Annotated in this window: 17 protein-coding genes; 1 reads left to right on the top strand and 16 read right to left on the bottom strand. The window is 71.4% G+C overall.

Annotation, left to right across the window (positions count from 1 at the left end):
• Positions 1–40: 40 nt before the first annotated feature.
• Positions 41–1,099, bottom strand: a complete 1,059-nt coding sequence (locus ACYVOO_RS24490) for a DUF6801 domain-containing protein (RefSeq protein WP_461017841.1) — start codon at positions 1,097–1,099, stop codon at positions 41–43.
• A 591-nt stretch (positions 1,100–1,690) separates the two neighbouring features.
• On the opposite strand from ACYVOO_RS24490, the gene ACYVOO_RS24485 reads away from it, so the two are divergent.
• Positions 1,691–3,196 carry a DUF6801 domain-containing protein gene (locus ACYVOO_RS24485; protein WP_461017840.1) on the top strand — a complete coding sequence of 502 codons (1,506 nt, stop codon included), beginning with the start codon at positions 1,691–1,693 and terminating at the stop codon, positions 3,194–3,196.
• A gap of 132 nt (positions 3,197–3,328) precedes the next feature.
• Here ACYVOO_RS24485 and ACYVOO_RS24480 read toward each other — a convergent pair whose 3' ends face one another.
• From ACYVOO_RS24480 to ACYVOO_RS24410, 15 genes are all read right to left on the bottom strand, one after another.
• Positions 3,329–3,928 (bottom strand): hypothetical protein, encoded by a 600-nt coding sequence (locus ACYVOO_RS24480; protein WP_461017839.1) that lies wholly within the window; start codon positions 3,926–3,928, stop codon positions 3,329–3,331.
• Positions 3,929–3,933: 5 nt separating this feature from the next.
• Complete coding sequence (locus ACYVOO_RS24475) at positions 3,934–4,683, bottom strand: hypothetical protein (RefSeq protein ID WP_461017838.1); 750 nt, start codon at positions 4,681–4,683, stop codon at positions 3,934–3,936.
• 21 nt (positions 4,684–4,704) lie between these two features.
• Positions 4,705–5,376: a hypothetical protein gene (locus ACYVOO_RS24470; protein ID WP_461017837.1), complete on the bottom strand. Its 672-nt coding sequence runs from the start codon at positions 5,374–5,376 to the stop codon at positions 4,705–4,707.
• A gap of 57 nt (positions 5,377–5,433) precedes the next feature.
• A complete protein-coding gene (locus tag ACYVOO_RS24465) occupies positions 5,434–6,042 on the bottom strand; it encodes a hypothetical protein (protein WP_461017836.1) in 609 nt (202 codons plus the stop codon).
• Positions 6,039–6,515: a hypothetical protein gene (locus ACYVOO_RS24460; protein ID WP_461018110.1), complete on the bottom strand. Its 477-nt coding sequence runs from the start codon at positions 6,513–6,515 to the stop codon at positions 6,039–6,041. Before ACYVOO_RS24460 ends, ACYVOO_RS24465 begins: the two co-directional genes overlap by 4 nt.
• Before the next feature lie 92 nt (positions 6,516–6,607).
• Positions 6,608–7,864 (bottom strand): MlaD family protein, encoded by a 1,257-nt coding sequence (locus tag ACYVOO_RS24455; RefSeq protein ID WP_461017835.1) that lies wholly within the window; start codon positions 7,862–7,864, stop codon positions 6,608–6,610.
• Complete coding sequence (locus ACYVOO_RS24450; protein ID WP_461017834.1) at positions 7,864–9,072, bottom strand: MlaD family protein; 1,209 nt, start codon at positions 9,070–9,072, stop codon at positions 7,864–7,866. Before ACYVOO_RS24450 ends, ACYVOO_RS24455 begins: the two co-directional genes overlap by 1 nt.
• Complete coding sequence (locus tag ACYVOO_RS24445) at positions 9,069–10,217, bottom strand: MCE family protein (protein ID WP_461017833.1); 1,149 nt, start codon at positions 10,215–10,217, stop codon at positions 9,069–9,071. Before ACYVOO_RS24445 ends, ACYVOO_RS24450 begins: the two co-directional genes overlap by 4 nt.
• On the bottom strand, positions 10,217–11,179 hold the full coding sequence (locus ACYVOO_RS24440; protein WP_461018109.1) for an MCE family protein: 963 nt from the start codon (positions 11,177–11,179) through the stop codon (positions 10,217–10,219). Before ACYVOO_RS24440 ends, ACYVOO_RS24445 begins: the two co-directional genes overlap by 1 nt.
• A gap of 125 nt (positions 11,180–11,304) precedes the next feature.
• Positions 11,305–12,336, bottom strand: a complete 1,032-nt coding sequence (locus tag ACYVOO_RS24435; RefSeq protein ID WP_461017832.1) for an MCE family protein — start codon at positions 12,334–12,336, stop codon at positions 11,305–11,307.
• Positions 12,333–13,724, bottom strand: coding sequence for an MCE family protein (locus ACYVOO_RS24430; protein WP_461017831.1), 1,392 nt, complete (start codon positions 13,722–13,724; stop codon positions 12,333–12,335). The genes ACYVOO_RS24435 and ACYVOO_RS24430 overlap by 4 nt, the downstream gene beginning before the upstream one ends.
• A gap of 17 nt (positions 13,725–13,741) precedes the next feature.
• On the bottom strand, positions 13,742–14,692 hold the full coding sequence (locus ACYVOO_RS24425) for an MlaE family ABC transporter permease (protein WP_461017830.1): 951 nt from the start codon (positions 14,690–14,692) through the stop codon (positions 13,742–13,744).
• Between the two features lie 3 nt (positions 14,693–14,695).
• Complete coding sequence (locus ACYVOO_RS24420) at positions 14,696–15,502, bottom strand: MlaE family ABC transporter permease (protein WP_461017829.1); 807 nt, start codon at positions 15,500–15,502, stop codon at positions 14,696–14,698.
• The gene (locus ACYVOO_RS24415; RefSeq protein WP_461017828.1) at positions 15,499–16,554 is read right to left on the bottom strand and encodes an ABC transporter ATP-binding protein; all 1,056 of its coding nucleotides are present in this window, start codon (positions 16,552–16,554) and stop codon (positions 15,499–15,501) included. The genes ACYVOO_RS24420 and ACYVOO_RS24415 overlap by 4 nt, the downstream gene beginning before the upstream one ends.
• Positions 16,555–16,583: 29 nt before the next feature.
• Positions 16,584–18,143, bottom strand: coding sequence for a DUF6801 domain-containing protein (locus ACYVOO_RS24410; RefSeq protein WP_461017827.1), 1,560 nt, complete (start codon positions 18,141–18,143; stop codon positions 16,584–16,586).
• Between the last annotated feature and the right edge of the window lie 573 nt (positions 18,144–18,716).

Here is an 18,716-nt window from a genome sequence, read left to right as displayed (position 1 = left end):
GGTTTCGCCGCGCGGGCCCCAACGGCACGTGCCGGGAGCGTCAGTTGGCTCCCGTGCTCGCGCCGCGTGCGGGGATGCGCGGGAGCAGGCGGAACAGGAAGAGGCCCGTACCGATGGCCAGTCCCGCGATCACCAGCATCCAGCCGGTGCCCGTCGCACCGGTCAGGGCGAGTCCGTCGCCGCTGTCCGACGAGCTGCCGCCCGCGGAGCCGGTGGAGCCGGTGGAGCCGGTGGAGCCGGTGGAGGACCCGCCGGTGTCACCGGCGGTGCTTCCCGTGCTTCCGGCGCTGCCGGTGTCCCCACCCGCCGAGCCGGTGGTGCCTCCGGTGTCACCCGCGGTGTCGCCACCCGTGTCCCCGCCCGAGGAGCCGGTGTCTCCGCCGGTGTCACCACCCGTGTCTCCGCCGGTGTCGGCACCCGTCGTGCCGGTGGTGCCCGTCGTGCCGGTGGTCCCCGTGTCGCCTCCGGTGTCGCCCCCGGTGGTGCCCGCGCTCGTGGCGCCGCCGTCGTCACCGCCGCCCTTGCCGATGGTCACCTTCGCCAGGACGTTGTCCTGCCCCTCGTTCTGCTTGCAGGCGGAGTCGAAGGTGCCCAGGCTCGTCTCCTTGCCGTCCTTGTCCTTCGGCGTCAGGGTCAGCAGGATGTCGCCGACGGTGATGGTGGCCGTGCCGTCCTTGTCGAACGTCAGCGACGGTGCCTTGCCCTTCGCGTTCACCGTGAAGGAGCCCTCGGCAGGAACGTCGGCCTTCTCCACGGTGTTCGGCACGGTGACGGGCAGATCCACACCCGGCGCCTGCACATGGGCCTTGGCCTCGGCCTTGCCCTCCAGGGTCTTGGCGCCGACCAGGTTGAGGCCCTGGGTGGCGGTGGGCGGCACCGTGGTCACGGTGGTGATGTCGAACTCCTCCGTCGGCTCGCCGACCGCCACCGACGACGGGATGTCCGCGCTGATCTCCATGGTGAACTTCTGCTCACCGATCAGGGGCATCGGACAGGTGTAGTCGAGCTTCAGGGAGACCGGCTCGGCCGAGGCGGTGTCGGGTCCCGCGACGATCAGCGCACCCCCCGCGGCGAAACTGGTGACGGCCACAGCGGCCATGACCTTCCCTGATTTCCTTCTGGCCCGCATGCGTTCCCTCTCGTCACTGGAGAAACTCGTCACTGGTGAAATCGAGGCGACGACCACAATGCCAATGTGATGCACGTCGCGCTTGGGAGCCGCAAACTACTCATGCGTAATACGGGGGTCAAGGTGTGAACTGCGGATATCCCGGGGTTCTGCGGGGGAGTGGAGAAGGGGCCGCTTTTTCTCATCACAAGGTGAGTGTTTCCCGCGCGATCTTCATCGTTTCAGCAGTGTGGTCGCGGGATCCGGGGTTCCCCTCTGAGCTGCGCGTCCGGTGATGAAAACGCCGCTCACGATGCGCGGGGCGTCACAAAAAATCGGTGCGGAATACGGGCTTGGAAGGACTCGACTGGCATGGGAATTACTTCCCTTGACCGTGAGGGTACCGGCCAGTAGTTTACGGCACCGAAACGCTTTCATCTTCTCTTTGGAACCTGCCTGGTTCGTACGGGAGAAGCGTAGTCCAAGCGTTTCGGGAGCGTAAGCACTTCGCACGGCGGGGGTGATGCATTCCACCGAGCGCGTAGCTCGTGTCAGTTTTTCGGCAACACGAGAGGTGCATCAATGAAAGCCAGAGCAATATCGGGGAAGGTGCGGGCCGCACTGGTCGCGACGGCCGTCGCGGCAGGCGGCATGATCGGCCTCGGCACGATGGGCTCGGCCTCGGCCGACCCCGTCACGCTGGACCTCAACTACACCTGTCCCTTCCCCCTCATCGGCAGCCAGCCGTTGAAGGTGCAGATCAGCGCGGACATCCCGACGACCGTCCCCGTGGGCCAGCCGGTTCCGGCCTTCGACATCAACACCGTGTCGACGGTCAACGCCACGACCACGCAGGGCCTGAACCTGGTCGGAGCCAAGACTCTCGAGGGCAGTGCGGCGGCGAAGGCCACCGTGGCGGCGCCGGAGGCGACGCTCCCGGTCACCGTGCCCAACACCCTGGAGAAGACCGAGATCCCGGCCGAGGGCGGCTTCGACATCAAGGCCAACGGCAAGACACCCTCGCTGACCTTCACCAAGGCGGGCACCGCCACCATCACCGTCGGCGACATCCTGCTGACCCTCACCCCGCGCGACGCCGCGGGCAACGAGACGGGGCTCGGCACCTTCGAGTCCGCCTGCACGCAGGACGCGGGACAGGACAACAAGCTGGCCGAGGTGGAGATCACCGACGGCGGCGGCACGACGGGTACCACGGGCACGACCGGAACGTCCGGCACCACGGGCACGACCGGCACGACCGGAACCACCGGTGGTGACACGGGCGGCGACACCGGCGGTGACACGGGCGGTACCACCGGCACGACCGGCACCACCGGCACCACCGGTACGACGGGTGGTGACACCGGCGGAGACACGGGTGGTGACACCGGCGGCGATTCCGGCACGTCCGGCGGGGATTCCGGAACCACGGGCGGTGACTCCGGCACGACCGGCACCACCGGCGGTGACTCCGGGACCACTGGCACCACCGGTACCTCCGGCACGACGGGAACCTCCGGAACCACAGGGACGACGGGTTCCACCGGCAGCTCCGGCTCCACCGGCGGCCCCATCGAGCTGGGCTTCGGCCTGAGCGGCAAGTCCACGATCAAGGCCGCGAATGGTGATGTCGCGCTCAACGGCGACATCGACACGGAGTTCGACCTCGCCTCCGGCAAGTTCGAGGCGGACCTGAACCTGAACCCGACCTCGGGCAAGTTCAAGGTGCTCGGGTTCCTCCCGACCACCGCGAAGGTCGAGTTCGCGCAGGAGGGCCGCACCACCGGCACGCTGTCGAACGACGGCAACCTCAAGTCCAGCTCGAAGATGTACGTCGCGCTTCCCGAGGTGGCCGTGTTCGGGTTCCCGATCGGTGGCGGCGAGGAGTGCAAGACCAGCTCGCCGACCGAAGTGAACCTCGCGTCCGAGGGCCGGTTCGACCCGTTCAAGGGCGGCACGCTCAAGGGCGAGTACGAGCTGCCCGAGCTGAAGGACTGCGGTGTCCTGAACGGCATCGTGAGCCTCTTCACCGCGGGCCCGGGCAACACCATCAGCCTGGCCCTGGCCCCCGAGGCCGCCGCCAAGTAGCCGCACCCCTGGCAGCACCGTACGGACGCCGTCCGTACGCCGCCCCCGAGGAACAGCGCGCAGCACTCCGCACGATGGCCCCCACCGCCCGAGCGGCGGTGGGGGCCATCGTGTGTCTCGATGCGCGGCGGCTCAGTGGTCCCGGGCCGCCGCCGCGTCCGCGCCGACGCCCTCGATCTTCTTGCAGGAGTCGGCCTTCTCGAAGGCGGGGCTCAGCTCCGGGTTCGACTTGAAGTCCTTGGCGGGCCCCTCGTAGGCGTTGAAGTCCGCCATCGCCTTCCCGGCCTTGGCGAGCGCCTTCTGGAGGGAAGCGGTGTCCTCCACCTTCGCCCGGCGCAGCGTCTCCGACGCGTCCGCGACCGCGCCGCGCGTGTTGCCGAGGGTCTTCAGGACGCGGAGGTAGGTGGCCTCGCCCCCGCTGACCGGCGGCTTGCCCTCCTTCTTGATGCCCTTGCCCAACCGGGACAGCTCGCCGGACAGCGCGTCGAGGAACTGGAGCGCCCCCTCCTTCACCTCTTCGGGCTTCTTGCCCTGGCTCGCCGGGAGCTTGAGGTTCTGCGCACCGTCGCCGACGTGCGAACAGACCCGCCCGGCCCAGGCGACCTCGGGGCCGTCCTTCTCGCCCGAACCGCAGCCGGCCAGGGCGAGGCCCGTGCCCGCCAGGGTGACCAGCGCCAGCACCCTCACTGCCTTGATGTCCCGCGTGCCCTTCATGACTCTCATCGCGCTCATGCCCCTCATGACCTTCCTCGGCCGAACGTGTCGATACGGGTGATCTTCCAGACGCCGTCCCTGAACACCGTGTCGACGGCGAACATGGCCGGTGCGTACGTCGGTCCGGCGGCTTCGTCCTTGCCGCCCTTGCCCGACGTGCGGGTGTGCCGCTGGTCGGCGTAGACGAGGACGCGGGCCCGGTCGCCGTCGAGCAGTTCGACGCCGCTGCCGGTGACCGTCGTCGTCAGCACGGACTTCTGCCCTGGCCCCTTCTCCCTGACCCCGGCGAGCATCTTCCGGTGCTGCTCGACCGCCTTGCCCGTCAGCAGCTTCTGCGCCGCCTTCTCCGTACGGGCGGCGTCGGCGTGGTCGTAGGAGAAGAGCGCGCCGACGGACCTGCTGATCTCGCCCTTGAGCTTGCTGGTGCGCGCGGTGTCGGTGAGTGCGGTGTTGCGTACGGAGGCGTCCTCGCGCAGTGCACGCGCCTCGTCGCCCGCCCACACGCCGAAGCCGCCCAGCAGCACCGTGACCACGCCCAGCACGGCGGGCAGTGGGACTCTCCGGCGCCGTCTCCCCGTGGCGTCCCGCGCCTCGCGGGCGGGATCGGGCCGCTGCGGGACCTGTGGGGCGGCTCTGGGCCGCGGCCTCGGGTCGGGTTTCGGCCGTCGTGCGACGTCGGTGTCGCGGGGCGGCTGCTCCCGTACGGGCGATGCGGCGCTCGTAAGGCTCTCCAGCCGCCTTCTGCGGTTGATGAGATGGCGCGTGGTGGACATGCGGACCGTTCCTCTCGCTCGTCACTCGCCGTCGGCGGGGCTGCCGTCGCCGTCCCCGTCGCCGTCCCCGCTCTCGCCGTCCCCGCTCTCGCCGTCCCCGCTCCCGTCGTCCTGCGCCGCGCTGTCGCCGAAGGGCGCCTGGCCCAGGCCGCTGAGCTTCCAGCCGTGCGCCGTGCGCGTCAGCTCGGCCAGCAGGCGGTTCTCCTTGTCGACGGGCTCCGCCTTGGGCGCGTTCACCGTGACGCGGAGGGCGACCATCACGCCCGCCTTGCCCGCGCGTTCGTCCAGTTCGGTGACCGCGCCGGACAGCACCGTCGCCGTGGTCACGGTCTTCGCCTCGCGCACCTGCTTCTCGAACGCGGACCTGCCCTCGCGCAACTGCTCGCGCAGCGAGCCCGTCGTGGACTCCTCCCAGGCGTCGAGCCCGCGCCGCAGGTCGCGGTGGTCCAGCGTGTTGAGGTTCTGCGCCCCCTGCTCGCCGGCGGCGCGCACGAGGTCGCGCTCGTGCGCGAAGTGCGCCGCGCCGTCGTGCGCTGCCGCGTACCAGGACGTGCCGGACCACAGGGCGAGCGCGGCGGCGCTCGCGGCCAGCGCGGACGCCGCCGTCAGCAGCGGGTTCCTCCTGAGCGGCGCCGCGGCCCGCGAGGCGGTGCGGGGGAGCGCGCGGAACGCCGCGCGCGGGAGCTGTGCCATCGCGATGTCTCTCCTTCACCTCACGGAACTTGTCGGGCCTCGACGGGACCCCGGTGGTCAGCGGGACTTCAGGTCGGTGATCCTCCAGTGCTCACCGCGCGGTTCGGCGGTGACCGCGAGCTGCGCCGCGGCCTTGCCCGGCTTGTCGCCCTCGCGCTCGGTGACCTGGTCGAGGAAGACGAGGAGACGCGCTTCGCGCTCCGTGAGCCGGACGACTCCGGTGCGTACGACGGTGGTGGTGAGCGTCAGCTTCTGCTCGGCCACCTTTCGCTCGACCTTGGCGAACAGCGCCTCGTACTGCTGCTCGGCCCTGCCGTCGAACACCTCGCGTGCCGCGTCGGCCGTCGCGCGGGTGTCCTTGGGCGTGTAGGAGAAGGCGCGGGTGAGCGCCGTGGCGACCTCTTCGCCGACCCGGTCAGTGGCGTCGGTGTCGGTGAGCGCCCGGTTCTCGACGGCCGGGTCGCCCGCCAACTGCGCGGTGCTGAAGAGCAGTACGCCGCTCGTCAGCAGCGCGACGGCACACAGCGCGACGACGACGGTCCTCCCCCGTCCTCGCGCCCACCGGCCGGGCCCGCGCGCGGAACGGCCGTCCGCCGTGTCGTCCACGGAACCGGGCGCCGCGATCTCCTCCTCCACCGCCCGCTCGCGGGCCCCGAGCCGCGTCACGGCGCACCCACGGGAAGCGCGGTGAGCGCGTCGATCTTCCAGCCGTCCGCCGTGCGGGCGAGACCGGCCTCGAAGCGCTTGCGGTCGGTCGTCGCTTCGCCCCCTCGCGGGGTGGCCTCGACCCGCAGCGCGGCGATCAGCGTCGCCGTCCCCGCGCGGGTGTCCAGCGCGGTGACCGCCGCCTCGGTGACCGTGGCGCGGGTGGAGGTGCCGTCCTGCTGGAGCACCTTGCCGCTCCGCTCGCCGGTGCGTCTCAGCTCGTCCAGGAGCGGGCCCGTGGCAGCGGCGCGCCACTCGCGCAGGCCCTCGCGCACCTGGGTGCCGTCGATGCTGTTGAGCCGGGCGACGTGCGCGCTGCCCTGCTCCAGCACGGTGTCGCGGGCCTTCCCGTAGGCCAGGTCCTCCTCGCTCGCAGCGCGCGCGTACGACCAGCCCGACCACCCCGTCAGCGCCAGCGCCGCCACGGCGGACACCCCGCCGAGGAGGACGGCGGACCGCCCCCGCTCCGGGTCCCGGCCCCTGGGCGCCTTCTCCGTCCGGCTCACGCGTGCACTCCCTCTCCCTCTCACCGTCCGCCTCCCAGCCCCAGCAGCCCGCTCATGCCGGACCGTTCACCGCCCGGCAGCCCCGGTGACCCCACGGCCCCGCGCCCGTCGTCCGGGGCACCGCCGCGTGCCCGGCGCGAGCCCGGCACGGCGGGCGCGGGCAGGGCGCCGCCGCCCGGCGCGTTGGCCGAGCCGCGCACGTTCTTGCCGCTGCCCGGCGACGAGGCACACCGCGCCCCTGTGTTGGCGGGCGGAGCGGGCGAGGTGTCCAGGCCGTTGCGGTAGGTGGTGCCGCCGTACCCCGAGGTGCAGGGCAGCGGCTCGAAGAAGGTGGCGGCGAGGCCGAGCCGCATCCTGCCCTCGGAGACCACGCTCGCTCCGGCCGCCGCGACCTCCGGCACCCGCACCAGCAGCTCGTCCATGCCGCGCTGCCGGGTGCGCAGCACCTCCGACGTGGTGGTCAGGTTCGCCAGCAGCACGCTGACGTCGGGATCCAGGTCGTTGAGCACCCCGCGCACCTGGTCGGCTGTGCCCGGCGCTTCGGAGATGACGTGCTCCACGTCGGCGTCCGAGTCGGCGAGCTGCCGCGCCAGTTCCCTCGTCCCGCTCGCGAAGGACCGCAGCGCCTCGCCCTCCTCGTTCTGCGTGCGCAGCACCGTCTCCGCGTCCACCAGCAGCTCCGTCGTCTCGGGTGCGGCCTCGTCGGCCGCCTCGATGAACTCGCTGCTGGTGTCCAGCAGCTTCTGGAGGTTCTCGCCCTGCCCGTTGAAGGCGAGCCCCAGCTCGTCGACGGTCGTGCGCAGGGAGTCCAGCGGTACGGAGGAGGCCAGGTCGTCGACGCTGGTCAGCATCTCCGTGACCGGCTCGGGCGTCGTCGTGGCCTGCCGGGGGACGACCGAGCCGTCTTCGAGGTAGGGCCCCTCGTCGGTCCGGGGCAGCAGGTCGATGTACTGCTCTCCGACGGCCGAGAGGCTGGCGACCCGCGCCGTCAGATCGGCGGGCACGGGCGCCGCCGAGTTGTCGATGTGCAGCTCGGCCTCGACACCGTGCGACGTGAGCTCCAGCGGGCCGACGCGTCCGATGTCCACGCCCCGGTAGGTGACGTTGGCATTGGTGAACAGGCCCCCGGTGCGGTCCAGTTCGACGCGCACGCGGTAGTAGTCGCGGACGCCGACGTAGCGCCCGAGGTCGGCGTAGGTCACCCCGAGATAGCCGAGGACGAGGATGCCGAGGACGAGGAAGACGAGGTTCTTGACGTGGACGCCGAGGGTGAGCATCAGCCGTTCCCCCCGTCGGCCGGGGGCAGCGGCAGCGCGCTGTCGCCGCCGCTGCCGCTGCCGGTGGCACCGTCGCTCAGCGGCGGGACGACCTCGGTGCCAGGGCGTGCGGTGGTGCGGAGGTAGACGTTGAGGTAGTCGCCCTTGACCCCGCTCAGCACCTCGTCGGTGAACGGGTAAGTGGCCATGACCTCAAGGGAGTTGGGCAGCGCGCTGCCCGCCTCGCCGAGCTTGCGCAGGGTGGGCGCGAGCGCCTTCAGATCGGCGACGAGGTCCTCCTTGGTCCGCTCGACGGTGCCGACGGCGACCTCGGAGAGCGTGTCCAGTGAGCGCAGCATCGTCACGAGGGAGGCGCGCTGGTCCTTGAGTACGTCGAGACCCGGTTCGAGGTCGTCGAGCACGGCGCCGATCTTCCTGTCGCGTGCGGCGAGACGGGAGGAGAGCTTGTCCACGCCGTCGATGGCGTCGGTGATGCTCTCCTTGTTGTCGTCGAGACTGGTGGTGAGCTTGTTGACGCGGCGCAGCATGGAGCGGACCTCGGTCTCGTTGCCGGAGAGCGCGGTGTTCAGCTCGCGGGTGATGTCGCGGAGCTGGGCCACCCCGCCGCCGTTGAGCAGCATGGACAGGGCGCCGAAGACCTCCTCGACCTCGGGGTAGCGGTTGGTGCGGGAGCGGGGGATGACGGAACCGTCGCGCAGCCGCCCCCGGGGCGCCTCGGACACGGTGGCCGAGGCGGCCTTCTCTTCGGTGTCCCCGGTGTCCCCGGTGTCCCCGGTGCCGATGCCCTCGTGCCCGCCCGCGTCACCCGCCGTCCCCGTGCCGCCTGGCGCGACGAGCTGCACATACTTCTCGCCGAGCAGACTGGACTGTTCCAGGTTGGCGTAGACGTTCGCGGGGAGGCGGACGTCACCGTTGACGCGCATCGTGACCTCGGCCTGCCAGCCGTTGTCGGCCAGCTCGATGCCGGTCACCTCGCCCACGGCCACGTCGTTGACCTTGACCGCTGACTGCGGGAAGAGGCTGAGCACGTCTTGGAACTCGGCGGTGATCTCGTAGGGCCGGTCGCCCAGTCGGGCCCCTCCGGGCAGCGGCACGTCCTCGACGCCGTCGAAGGTGGGGGAGAGGGATCCCCCGGCGACCATGGTGAGACCGGTCAGCACACAGAGCGCCGAGGCCAGCCCGGTCACGGCCGTGATGACACGTCTCATCGCTCCGCCCCCTTACCGGTCTTACCGGCCTCACCGCCGTTGCCGCCGCGTGCGCTGTGCGGGGTCCCCGAGGCGGGCAGGGGCAGCATGCTCAGCTCGTTGATGTCGGCGCGCCCGTCGATGGTGCCGGTGCGCGGGTTGTAGGCGCGGGTCGTGTTGTCCGCTGCCAGGGGCGCCGTGTCCAGTGCCTCGGCCAGAGAGGCGCGCTGCTCGACGAGCGCGTCGGTGACCTTCGCCAGGCGCCCGACGCCGGTCTTCAGCTCGCCCCTGTTGTCCCTGATGAAGTCCTTGACCTTGCCGAGCGCCCCGCCCAACTGCTTCAGCGCGGCGGCCAGGTTCTCCTTGTCGTCGGCGAGGAAGGTGGCGACCTGGGAGAGCTGCCGCTCCGACTTCCTGACCTTGCCGTCGTTCTTCTTCAGCAGCGCGGTGAACTTCTGAAGCTCCTCGATCGTCCCGGTCAGATCGCCCTTGCTGCCCGCGAGGGCCTTGGAGGCTGAGCCGAGCTGTTCGACGGTGTCGCCGAGCGCCTTGCCGTTCCCGTCCAGGTTGCGGGCTCCGGTGCCGATCAGGTCCGAGAGCGCACCGTCCTTGTTGGCGCCCCCGGGCCCGAGCGCTTCGCTGAGACCGGTGAGGCTGTCCACCAGCTCGTCCACCTCCAGGGGGGTGGCGTTGCGCTCGGCGGGGAGGACCGCGCCGTCCTGGATCTGGGCGCCCCTGGTCCAGGCGGGCGCGAGCTGCACATAGCGTCCCGAGACGACGCTCGGCGCGACGACGGCGGCCCGCGCGTTCGCCGGGACCTTCACACCCTCGTCGAGGTGCAGGGTGACCTCGACCCGTCTGCCGCGCGGCCGTACGGACGTCACGCTCCCCGTCCTGACGCCCAGCACCCGCACGTCGGAGCCCTCGTGCACGCTGACGGCCCGGTCGAAGTACGCGGTGATCCGCTTGCCGTCGCCGCCGAGACCCAGTCCCGCGCTGACGTCCGCTGCGACGGGCAGTCCTGCGGCGCCCGCCGCCGTCACCCCGAGCAGCGCGAGCGTCACGCCGAGCGCGGCCAGCCGCAGCCGTCGCACGCGCCGCGGCCGTGGCGGGTGTGGTGGACGCTCACGCTGCCCGGAGGCCGTCGTCGATGTCCGCTTCGCCATCAGCGTCCTCCTCCGGAACCGGACTTCGGCGGCATGCACCCTTCGTCGGGCGGTGTGTCCTCGGGCAGGTAGTTGTCGGGCACGAGCCCGCACACGTAGGCGTCCATCCAGCGGCCGTTGCCGAGGGCGTTGCCCATGAGGCGGTAGTAAGGGCCTGCCGCGGCGAGGGTCTTGTCGAGCTGGTCGCGGTTCTTGGCGAGGACGCCGGTGACCCGGTTCAGGGCCCGCAGCGCCGGACGCAACTGGGCCTCGTTGTCGGCGACGACACCCTTGAGTTCGGTGCCGAGATCACGGGTGCCGGTCAGGAGCCGGTGGATGGCGCCGCGCCGCTTGCGCACCTCGGCGAGCAGCAGGTTGCCGTCCTCCAGCAGCGCCTCGAAGTTGCCGCTCTGGCTGTTGAGGGTTCTGCCGATCCGGTGGGTGCCCTTGAGCAGCTCGCTCAGCTCGGCGTCCCTGCTGGAGACGGTGCGGGAGAGGTCGGTGAGGCCCTTCGCCGCCTTGCGCACATCGCCCGGTGTGTTCTCGAAGGTGTCCGAGATGGCCTCGAAGCTCTCCGCGAGCTTGGCCGAGTCCAGCTCGCCCGCCGTCTCACCGAGCCCTTCGAAGGCGTCCACGACGTCGAACGGCGAGGTGGTGCGCCCGGCGGGGATGGTGCGGTCCGGGTCCTGCGCGGCGGAGCCGTGCGGGTCGACGGCGAGGTACTTGGCGCCCAGCAGCGTCTTGAGCGCGATGCCCACGGTGCTGCGGTCCCCGACCCACGCGTCCTCCACCGTGAAGGCCACCCGCACCCTGGCACCGTCGAGGGCCACCGAGCCCACCTCGCCGACCTTGACCCCGGCGACACGCACCTCGTCGCCCTCGTTCAGCCCCGCCGACTCGGTGAACTCGGCCGTGTAGGTGGTGCCCGCGCCCACGAGGGGCAGCGAGTCGGCGCGGTAGGCGCCGAGCCCGGCGAGGGACATCAGGAGCAGCCCGGCCAGCGTGACGGCGAGCGGGTTGCGCTCCCGCACGGGCTTGAACCAGGGCCGCCGCAGCCGCGACTTCCCTCTGCTCAAGGTCTTCTCCCGCGGCTTCCTCCGGAGCCCCCTCACCGTTCGCACCGCCCTTCCGTGACGGGCAGTCCCGTGGGCGGGCCGCTGCCGTCGGAGGTGGACACCCCGGAGACACGTGCCTCACAGAGGTAGAGGTTCAGCCACGAGCCGTAGGAACTCATCCGGGTGAGCGCGTCCATCTTCGCGGGTGTCTTCTCCAGGAAGCGCTCCACCTCGGGGGTGCTCGCGGCCAGGGTGCCGGAGACCTGTCCGAGCCCTTCGACGCTTTCCTTGAGCGGGCGGCGCCCGTCGTGGAAGAGGTCCGCCGTGGTCGTCGTCAGCTCGGACATGGCGCCGACCGACTCGCCGAGGGCCTCGCGGTCGCGGGAGAAGCCGCTGACGAGCTTCCGCAGGGTGCCGATGAGGGTGGTGAACTTCTTCTCACGGGTGTTGACCGTGTCGAGCACGGTGTTGAGGTTGTCGATGATCGCGCCGATGGCCTTGTCCTTCTTGGCGAGCGTGGTGGTCAGCGAGCCGATCGAGGCGACCAGGCTCTCGACGGTGCCGCCCTCGCCCTGGAGCACCTGAATGATCTCCCCGGCGAGCTTGTTGGTCTCGTGCGGCGACAGCCCCTGGAACAGCGGCTGGAACCCGTTGAAGAGCTGGGTGAGGTCCAGCGCCGGGGTGGTGTTCCGCAGCGGGATGGTGTCGCCGGGGCGCAGCACCTCGCCCACGGGGCCGACCCCGCGCTGGAGCGAGATATAGCGCTGGCCCACCATGTTGAGGTACTTGACGGTGGCCGTCGTGGACGCGGGCAGGGTGCGGCCCTTGCGCAGGGAGAACTCCACCCGCGCGAAGCGCTTGTCCACCACCTCGATGGACTCGACCTCGCCCACCTTCACCCCCGCGACGCGCACACTGTCGCCCTCGATGAGCCCGGTGGTGTCGGTGAAGCGGGCGCCGTAGCGCTCGGTCTCGCCCACACCCTCGTTGGCGATGCTGACGGCCAGCACGGCGGTGGCCAGTACCGTGACCAGGATGAACAGGGCCGACTTGACCAGGGGCCCGGTGAGGCTGCCGCGGTTCACTTGAGCCTCACCTCCGTGCCGCGCAGCACGGGCCCGGCCAGCAGGCTGGACCAGTCGGGCAGCGCCCCGGCCCCCACCCGCTCGGTCCTGGTGTCCCCGGTGTCCCCGGTGTCCCCGGTGGACCCGGTGTCACCCTCGCCACCGGCCGCGGCCAGCACCTCGTTCACCAGGGCGTTCTCCTGCGGCGAGTTGGGCACCCCCAGCCCGCCCTGGACGGTGGAGAGCACACCCGCCGAGGCCGTACGCGCTGACCCGCCACCCCCACTGCCCCCGCCGCCTCCGCCACCACCCGTGCCACCGCGCCCCGCGTACGGCACCGGATAGCAGCCGGAGCCCGAGCCCCCGTCCCCGCTCCCGTAGACGGGGGTGTCCCGGCCCGGTTCGTAGGCGCCGCGCGACGGCACGTTCCGCACGTCCACGTGCAGCCCCGGCTCGTCGGTGCCCTTGCCGAGCGCGCGGTCCATCGCGGGCACGAAGCGCTCCAGGGTGCGCAGGGTGCAGGGGAAGGAAGCGGAGTGTTCGGCGAGGGTCTCGAGCGTGGAGCGGCTCGCCGCTGTGAGCCGGATGAGGTTGGCCCGCTCCTGCCGCAGGAAGGTGGTCGTATCGCGCGAGGCGCTGGTGACGGACGCGTAGAGGGAGCCGAGGGTGGCGCGCTGCTCGGCGAGGGTGGCACTGGTGACGGTGGCGTCGCGCAGCGCGTCCGTCAGCTCGGGCGCCGCGTCCGCGTACAGCTGGCTCGCCTTCGCCAGCTCCTTGATGTCCCGGTTCAGCGTGGGCAGTTCGGGGTTGAGCTTTTTCAGATACGCGTCGAGCGTGACCATGGTGTCCCCGAGCTTCTCGCCGCGCCCGTCGAGTGCCGTCGCCACCGCGGTGAGTGTCGCGGACAGCTTCTCGGGCTGTACGGCGGTCAGCAGCGGCTGGAGGTGGTCGAATGCCTGCTCCAGCTCGACGGCGTTGCGGCTGCGGTCCTGCGGGACGACACCGCCGGAGGCGAGGGTGTGTGCCGAGGGTTGCTCCGGCGGTACGAGTGCCACGTAGCGCATCCCGAAGAGCGTGGTGGGCAGCATCCGCGCTTCGACGTTCGCCGGTATCCGTGCCATCTTGTCCGGCTGCATGGCGAGGGTGAGGCGGGCACCGTCGCCGTCGGTGTCGATGGAGCGCACCTCCCCGACGACGACACCCCGCAGCTTCACATCGGCGTGCGGATGCATTTCGTTGCCGACGTCGTCCGTCTCGACCGTCACGGTGGCCGTCTCGGTGAAGTCCTTGTCGTAGACGGCGAGGGAGAGCCACACCAGCAGCGCGGGCACCAGCAGGTAGGCGACCCCGGCGAGGCGGCGCGTGCGCGTGCGGGAGCGGTCGGTGCGGCGGTACCTGGGCGGTCTCACGTGATGTCCGAGGGCTCTCATCCGGCCACCTTCACGGTCGTGGTGGCGCCCCACAGCGCCATGCTGAGGAAGAAGTCCGTGACGGAGATCAGCACGATCGCGGTGCGCACGGAGCGGCCGACGGCCACACCGACCCCCGCGGGACCGCCCGAGGCGCGGTAGCCGTAGTAGCAGTGCGCGAGGATCACCAGCACGCTGAAGAGCAGCACCTTCAGGAAGGACAGCACCACGTCCGTGGGGGAGAGGAAGAGCTGGAAATAGTGGTCGTAGGTGCCGGTGGACTGGTCGTTGAAGAGGACGGTGACCGCGCGCGAGGCCACGTACGAGCCCAGCAGTCCGATCCCGTACAGCGGGACGATGGCCGCCACCCCCGCGATGACCCGGGTGCTCACGAGGTACGGCATGCTGCGCACACCCATGCTCTCCAGCGCGTCCACCTCCTCGTTGACGCGCATCGCGCCCAGTTGCGCGGTGAACCCGGCGCCGACGGTGGTGGACAGGGAGAGTCCGGCGACGAGCGGGGCGATCTCGCGGGTGTTGAAATACGCGGAGATGAACCCGGTGAAGGCGTCGGTGCCGATCTGGTTGAGCGCCGCGTAGCCCTGGAGTCCGACGACGGTGCCGGTGAAGACGGTGATGCCGATCATCACGCCGACGGTGCCGCCGATGACGCTCAGACCGCCGCTGCCGAAGGACACCTCGGCCAGCAGCCGCTGCACCTCCTTGGGGTAGCGGCGCAGCGCGCGCGGCACCCACAGCAGGGCGCGCAGATAGAAGAGGAGTTCGTCGCCGGGGCGGTCCAGCCAGGCCAGGGGGCGGCGCGCTGCGCGGGCGACGGCGGAACCGCGCGGGCCCCGCCCTCCCGGCCGGTGGCCGCCGTCCGCGCCGTCTCCGGTGTCGCGGGTGCGACGGTGTGCCCGTCCGCCGGGACGCTGTGCTTCGGTGCCGCTCGGGCCGAGAAGGGTCATGGGTCACAGCCCCTTCGGCGGCACGGTCTGGAGATAGATCGCGGTGAAGACCATGTTGACGAAGAAGAGGAGGAGGAAGGTGAAGACGACGGACTGGTTGACCGCGTCGCCCACCCCTTTCGGGCCGCCCTTCGGGTTGAGGCCGCGATAGGCGGCGACGACCCCCGCGATGAACCCGAACACGAGTGCCTTGAACTCCCCGATCCACAGGTCCGGCAGCTGCGCGAGCGCGGAGAAGCTGGAGAGGTAGGCGCCCGGGGTGCCGTTCTGCATCACGACGTTGAAGAAGTAGCCGCCCATGGTGCCGATGACCGAGACAAGACCGTTGAGCAGCACCCCCACCAGCATCACCGCCAGCACCCGGGGCACCACGAGGCGCTGGACGGGGGAGACACCCATGACCTCCATGGCGTCCAGCTCCTCGCGGATCGTGCGCGAGCCGAGGTCGGCGCAGATGGCGGAACCGGCGATCCCGGAGATCAGCAGCGACACGATCAGCGGGCTCGCCTGCTGGATGATGACCAGCACACTGGCGCCCCCGGTGAAGGACTGCGCGCCGAACTGCTCGATGAGCGAGCCCACTTGGAGCGCGATGACGGCACCGAACGGGATCGTCACCAGCATCGCGGGCAGGATCGTGACACTGGCGATGAACCAGAACTGCTCGACGAACTCGCGCACTTGGAAGGGCCGCCGGAACGTCATCCTGACGACGGTGACGGCGAGCGCGAACAGCCTCCCCGTCTCGCGCAGCGCGCCGAGCCCCGGCAGCGGCGCGCGCCGCCCTGGCGCACCCGTGGGCGCGCTCACGGCCGCACCTCCGTGCGCGCTTCGAAGGGGCCGCTGCCCGCGAGGGTCGTCCGTCCGCCGCGTCCCCCTCGGGTGCTCCGGGAGCCACGGGTGCCGAGGGTTGCCTCGATGGCCCGCCGCGCCGCGGCGGGCAGCGTGTCGAGCATGCCCAGGACACGTTCCTCGCGGCGCGAGACAGCGCGGCGCACCGGCATGCCGGGACTCGGCTCCAACTGGGGTTCCACGGTGCGCGGTCCGTCGTCGCGGTCGAGCGCGCCGGAGAGCCGTTCCCGGTCGGCGGTGGCCTGGTCCTTCTCCTCCGCCATGCCGATGGGGCCCTCCCTGCGACCGCTGAGGAACTGCTCGACGGCGGGCTCGTCGCTGGTGAGCAGCACCTCACGGGGCCCGAAGGTGACCAGCTCGCGCCGGAAGAGCATCCCCATGTTGTCGGGCACGGTGCGGGCGATGTCGAGGTTGTGGGTGACGATGAGCATCGTCGCGTCGATCTGCGCGTTCAGGTCGATCAGCAACTGCGAGATGAACGAGGTGCGCACCGGGTCGAGGCCCGAGTCCGGCTCGTCGCACAGGATGATCTGCGGGTCGAGGACGAGCGCGCGGGCGAGCCCGGCCCGCTTGCGCATGCCGCCGGATATCTCCCCCGGCAGCTTCTCCTCGGAGCCGAGGAGCCCCACCATCTCGATCCGCTCCAGCACGATGCGGCGGATCTCCGACTCCTTCTTGCGGGTGTGCTCGCGCAGTGGGAAGGCGATGTTGTCGTAGAGGTTCATCGAGCCGAACAGCGCGCCGTCCTGGAACATCAGCCCGAACAGCTTCCGCGTCTCGTACACCTCGCGCTCGGAACTGCCCGCCATGTCGACGCCGTCGATGAGGACCCGGCCGCGCTCCGGCCGCAGCAGGCCGATGAGGGACTTCAGGAAGACGGTCTTCCCCGTGCCCGAGGGCCCCAGCATCACGCTGACCTCGCCGGGCGGCAGGGTGAGCGTCACGTCCTGCCAGATGTTCTGCCTGCCGAAGGACTTGGTCAGGCCCTCGACGGCGACTTCGATTCCCATGACACCTCCCGGTGGGTGATGGACGGCTCTCAGAGCTTGGGCAGGTCGGGTACCGTCGCCGCGCAGTCGGGCGAGGTGTAGCAGACGGCTCCCTGCTGGATGCGGATCCGGTTCTTGGTGCCCGCGATGCTCGCGTTGAGCAGGGGGTCCAGGTCCTCGCCGCCGCTGCCGCAACCTGAGAAGGGCGGGATGGTGATCTCGCCCTCCAGCAGACCGCCGCCGAGGATGTCGTACTCGCCCTCCAGCACGGTGTCGGCGCGCCCGCTGCGGCAGCGCGGCCCGACGTCCAGGGGTGTGCCGTTGAGGGTGACGTCGTACAGGCGCAGCCGCTGGTAGTAGCCGATGGTCGTCGTGTTGCGGCCGTCCTGGGAGACCGTCGTGACCGTGACCGGCTCGGTCTGGAACTCGACCTTCGCCGTCGTCGGCTGGAAACCGAAGGTGAGGAAGGTGGACTCGGCGTCGGGCAGGTGGAGTTCGCCCACGGAGTCCTGCTCGACGTAGCCGCCGGGCGCGGTGACCATCCGCTCGATGATCCGGAGCTGCATCGGACCCGGCTTCTTCTCCGGGTCGTTGATCATCATGGACCCGTCCAGCTTGCGCACGCTCGCGTAGCCGACGGCGACGACACAGCCCGGAGTGGCCAGCCCCGCCTGCTCGGTGGCCCCGGCCGGGGGCTTCGGCAGCCGGTCCGGGTCCAGCTCGGCCTCGGTGGGCTTCGCGGGACAACGCACGGTGGGGGCCGCGCGGGTGCTCTCGCCGGGGCCGACCATGATGCCGTCGCTCCCCTTGTTCCCGCCGTCCTCGGCGCCGCCCCGGCCGCTGTCCGTAGCGCCCGGTGAGGAGGCGCCCCCGCCGTCGGCGCCCGTGGTGTCGCCGGACGCGGGCGGGGCCGGGCCGTCGCCCGCACGGCCCGTGGCGCTCACTGTCGCGAGCGTGGCCCCGTCACCGTCGCGCGGGGAGCAGGACACGTCCAGCTCCTCCTGCGCGGGGAGGGGTGTGCTGGCGCCCCCCTCAGCCGTCGCCTCGCGCACGGGCAGCAACCGGAGCGCGAGGTCGCCCGCCGTGAAGGTGACGTCGCCGGGGTGGGCCACGGTCACCGGCGGCACGTTCCCCGTGTGACCGAGGACGACGCCCGCGCCCCCGGTCACACGGGTGGCGGGCGCGTCGAGTCCCGTCCAACGGGCCTTCGCCGTCTCGCCGTTCTGGGAGACCTCGGCCGTCAGCGTCGCCGTACCGCTGACGGAGCGGGTGCCGGAGGGGAACAGCGCGTCTGCCGCCTCCGGGGGCAGCGTCACCTCGGCCCGCAGCGGTCCGGGGCGGATGGGGACGCCGACCGTGCCGGTGCGGGGGAAGGTGCCGGTGAGCTCGGCCGTCACCGGCTGCCGCCCGCCGCCGGGCAGGCGGCACAGGTAGTCGGCGCCGACGCGGGCCTCCTGATCGCCCTGGTCCGGCGCGGCCGACCCCGAGCCCGGCAGCAGCAGGGCCGCGAGCAGCCCGCCCGTCGCGGCGACGGAGATGACCGCGGCGCGCAGCGTGCGCGCCCGGCGCCTCGCACCGTCCCGGTGTCCCGCACCACCGACGCGTCGCACGGACCCCGGCGACCCTGGCCACCCTGGCGATCCCGTGGACCCCGGCCACCTCATGTGTTCCGCTCCCCGTGCGACGGGGCCCTGTGGGACGGGGTCCCGTGGCCCATGGGGGGCCGGGCCACGGGACCCGGGGCCGGGGAACCTGCGGCCGGGGGAGTAGTGGGCCGCGGGTGCCCCAGGACGAGGGCTACGCGCCGGGGCGGGGTGCCGGTGCCCCTGGCTCGGGTGCTGAGACGCCGTCGCACGCGCTTTTCCTCCTCGGGAAGTCGGCCGGTTTTCCTTGGCCCCGCCCATTCCGCCGCCCCGCCGCACGCGGCTCACGACAGGAATGCGAGGTGCCGACGCGCGGAATTGCGGCGCGTATTGTTGCTGGCGAGCGCCCGGTGAGTGCCTGGCGGAACTGCACGTTACGTACGGGTAACCGGGCCGCGCAATGACCCTTTCCCAACTTCCCGCTCCGGCCTCCCGGCAGGGGAATTCCTTGTCAGCGCGTCAGCAGCCGCGCCGTTCCTTTCATCGGGAGGTGAGCATTTCCCTCGGGGCGCGCCGGCGGAGCGTGCGCCGTCTTGACGA

It is taken from the genome of Streptomyces daliensis (assembly GCF_054782395.1).
The sequence above is the reverse complement of the archived record's forward strand: the minus strand, read 5'-3'. Positions and strand labels throughout refer to the sequence as shown.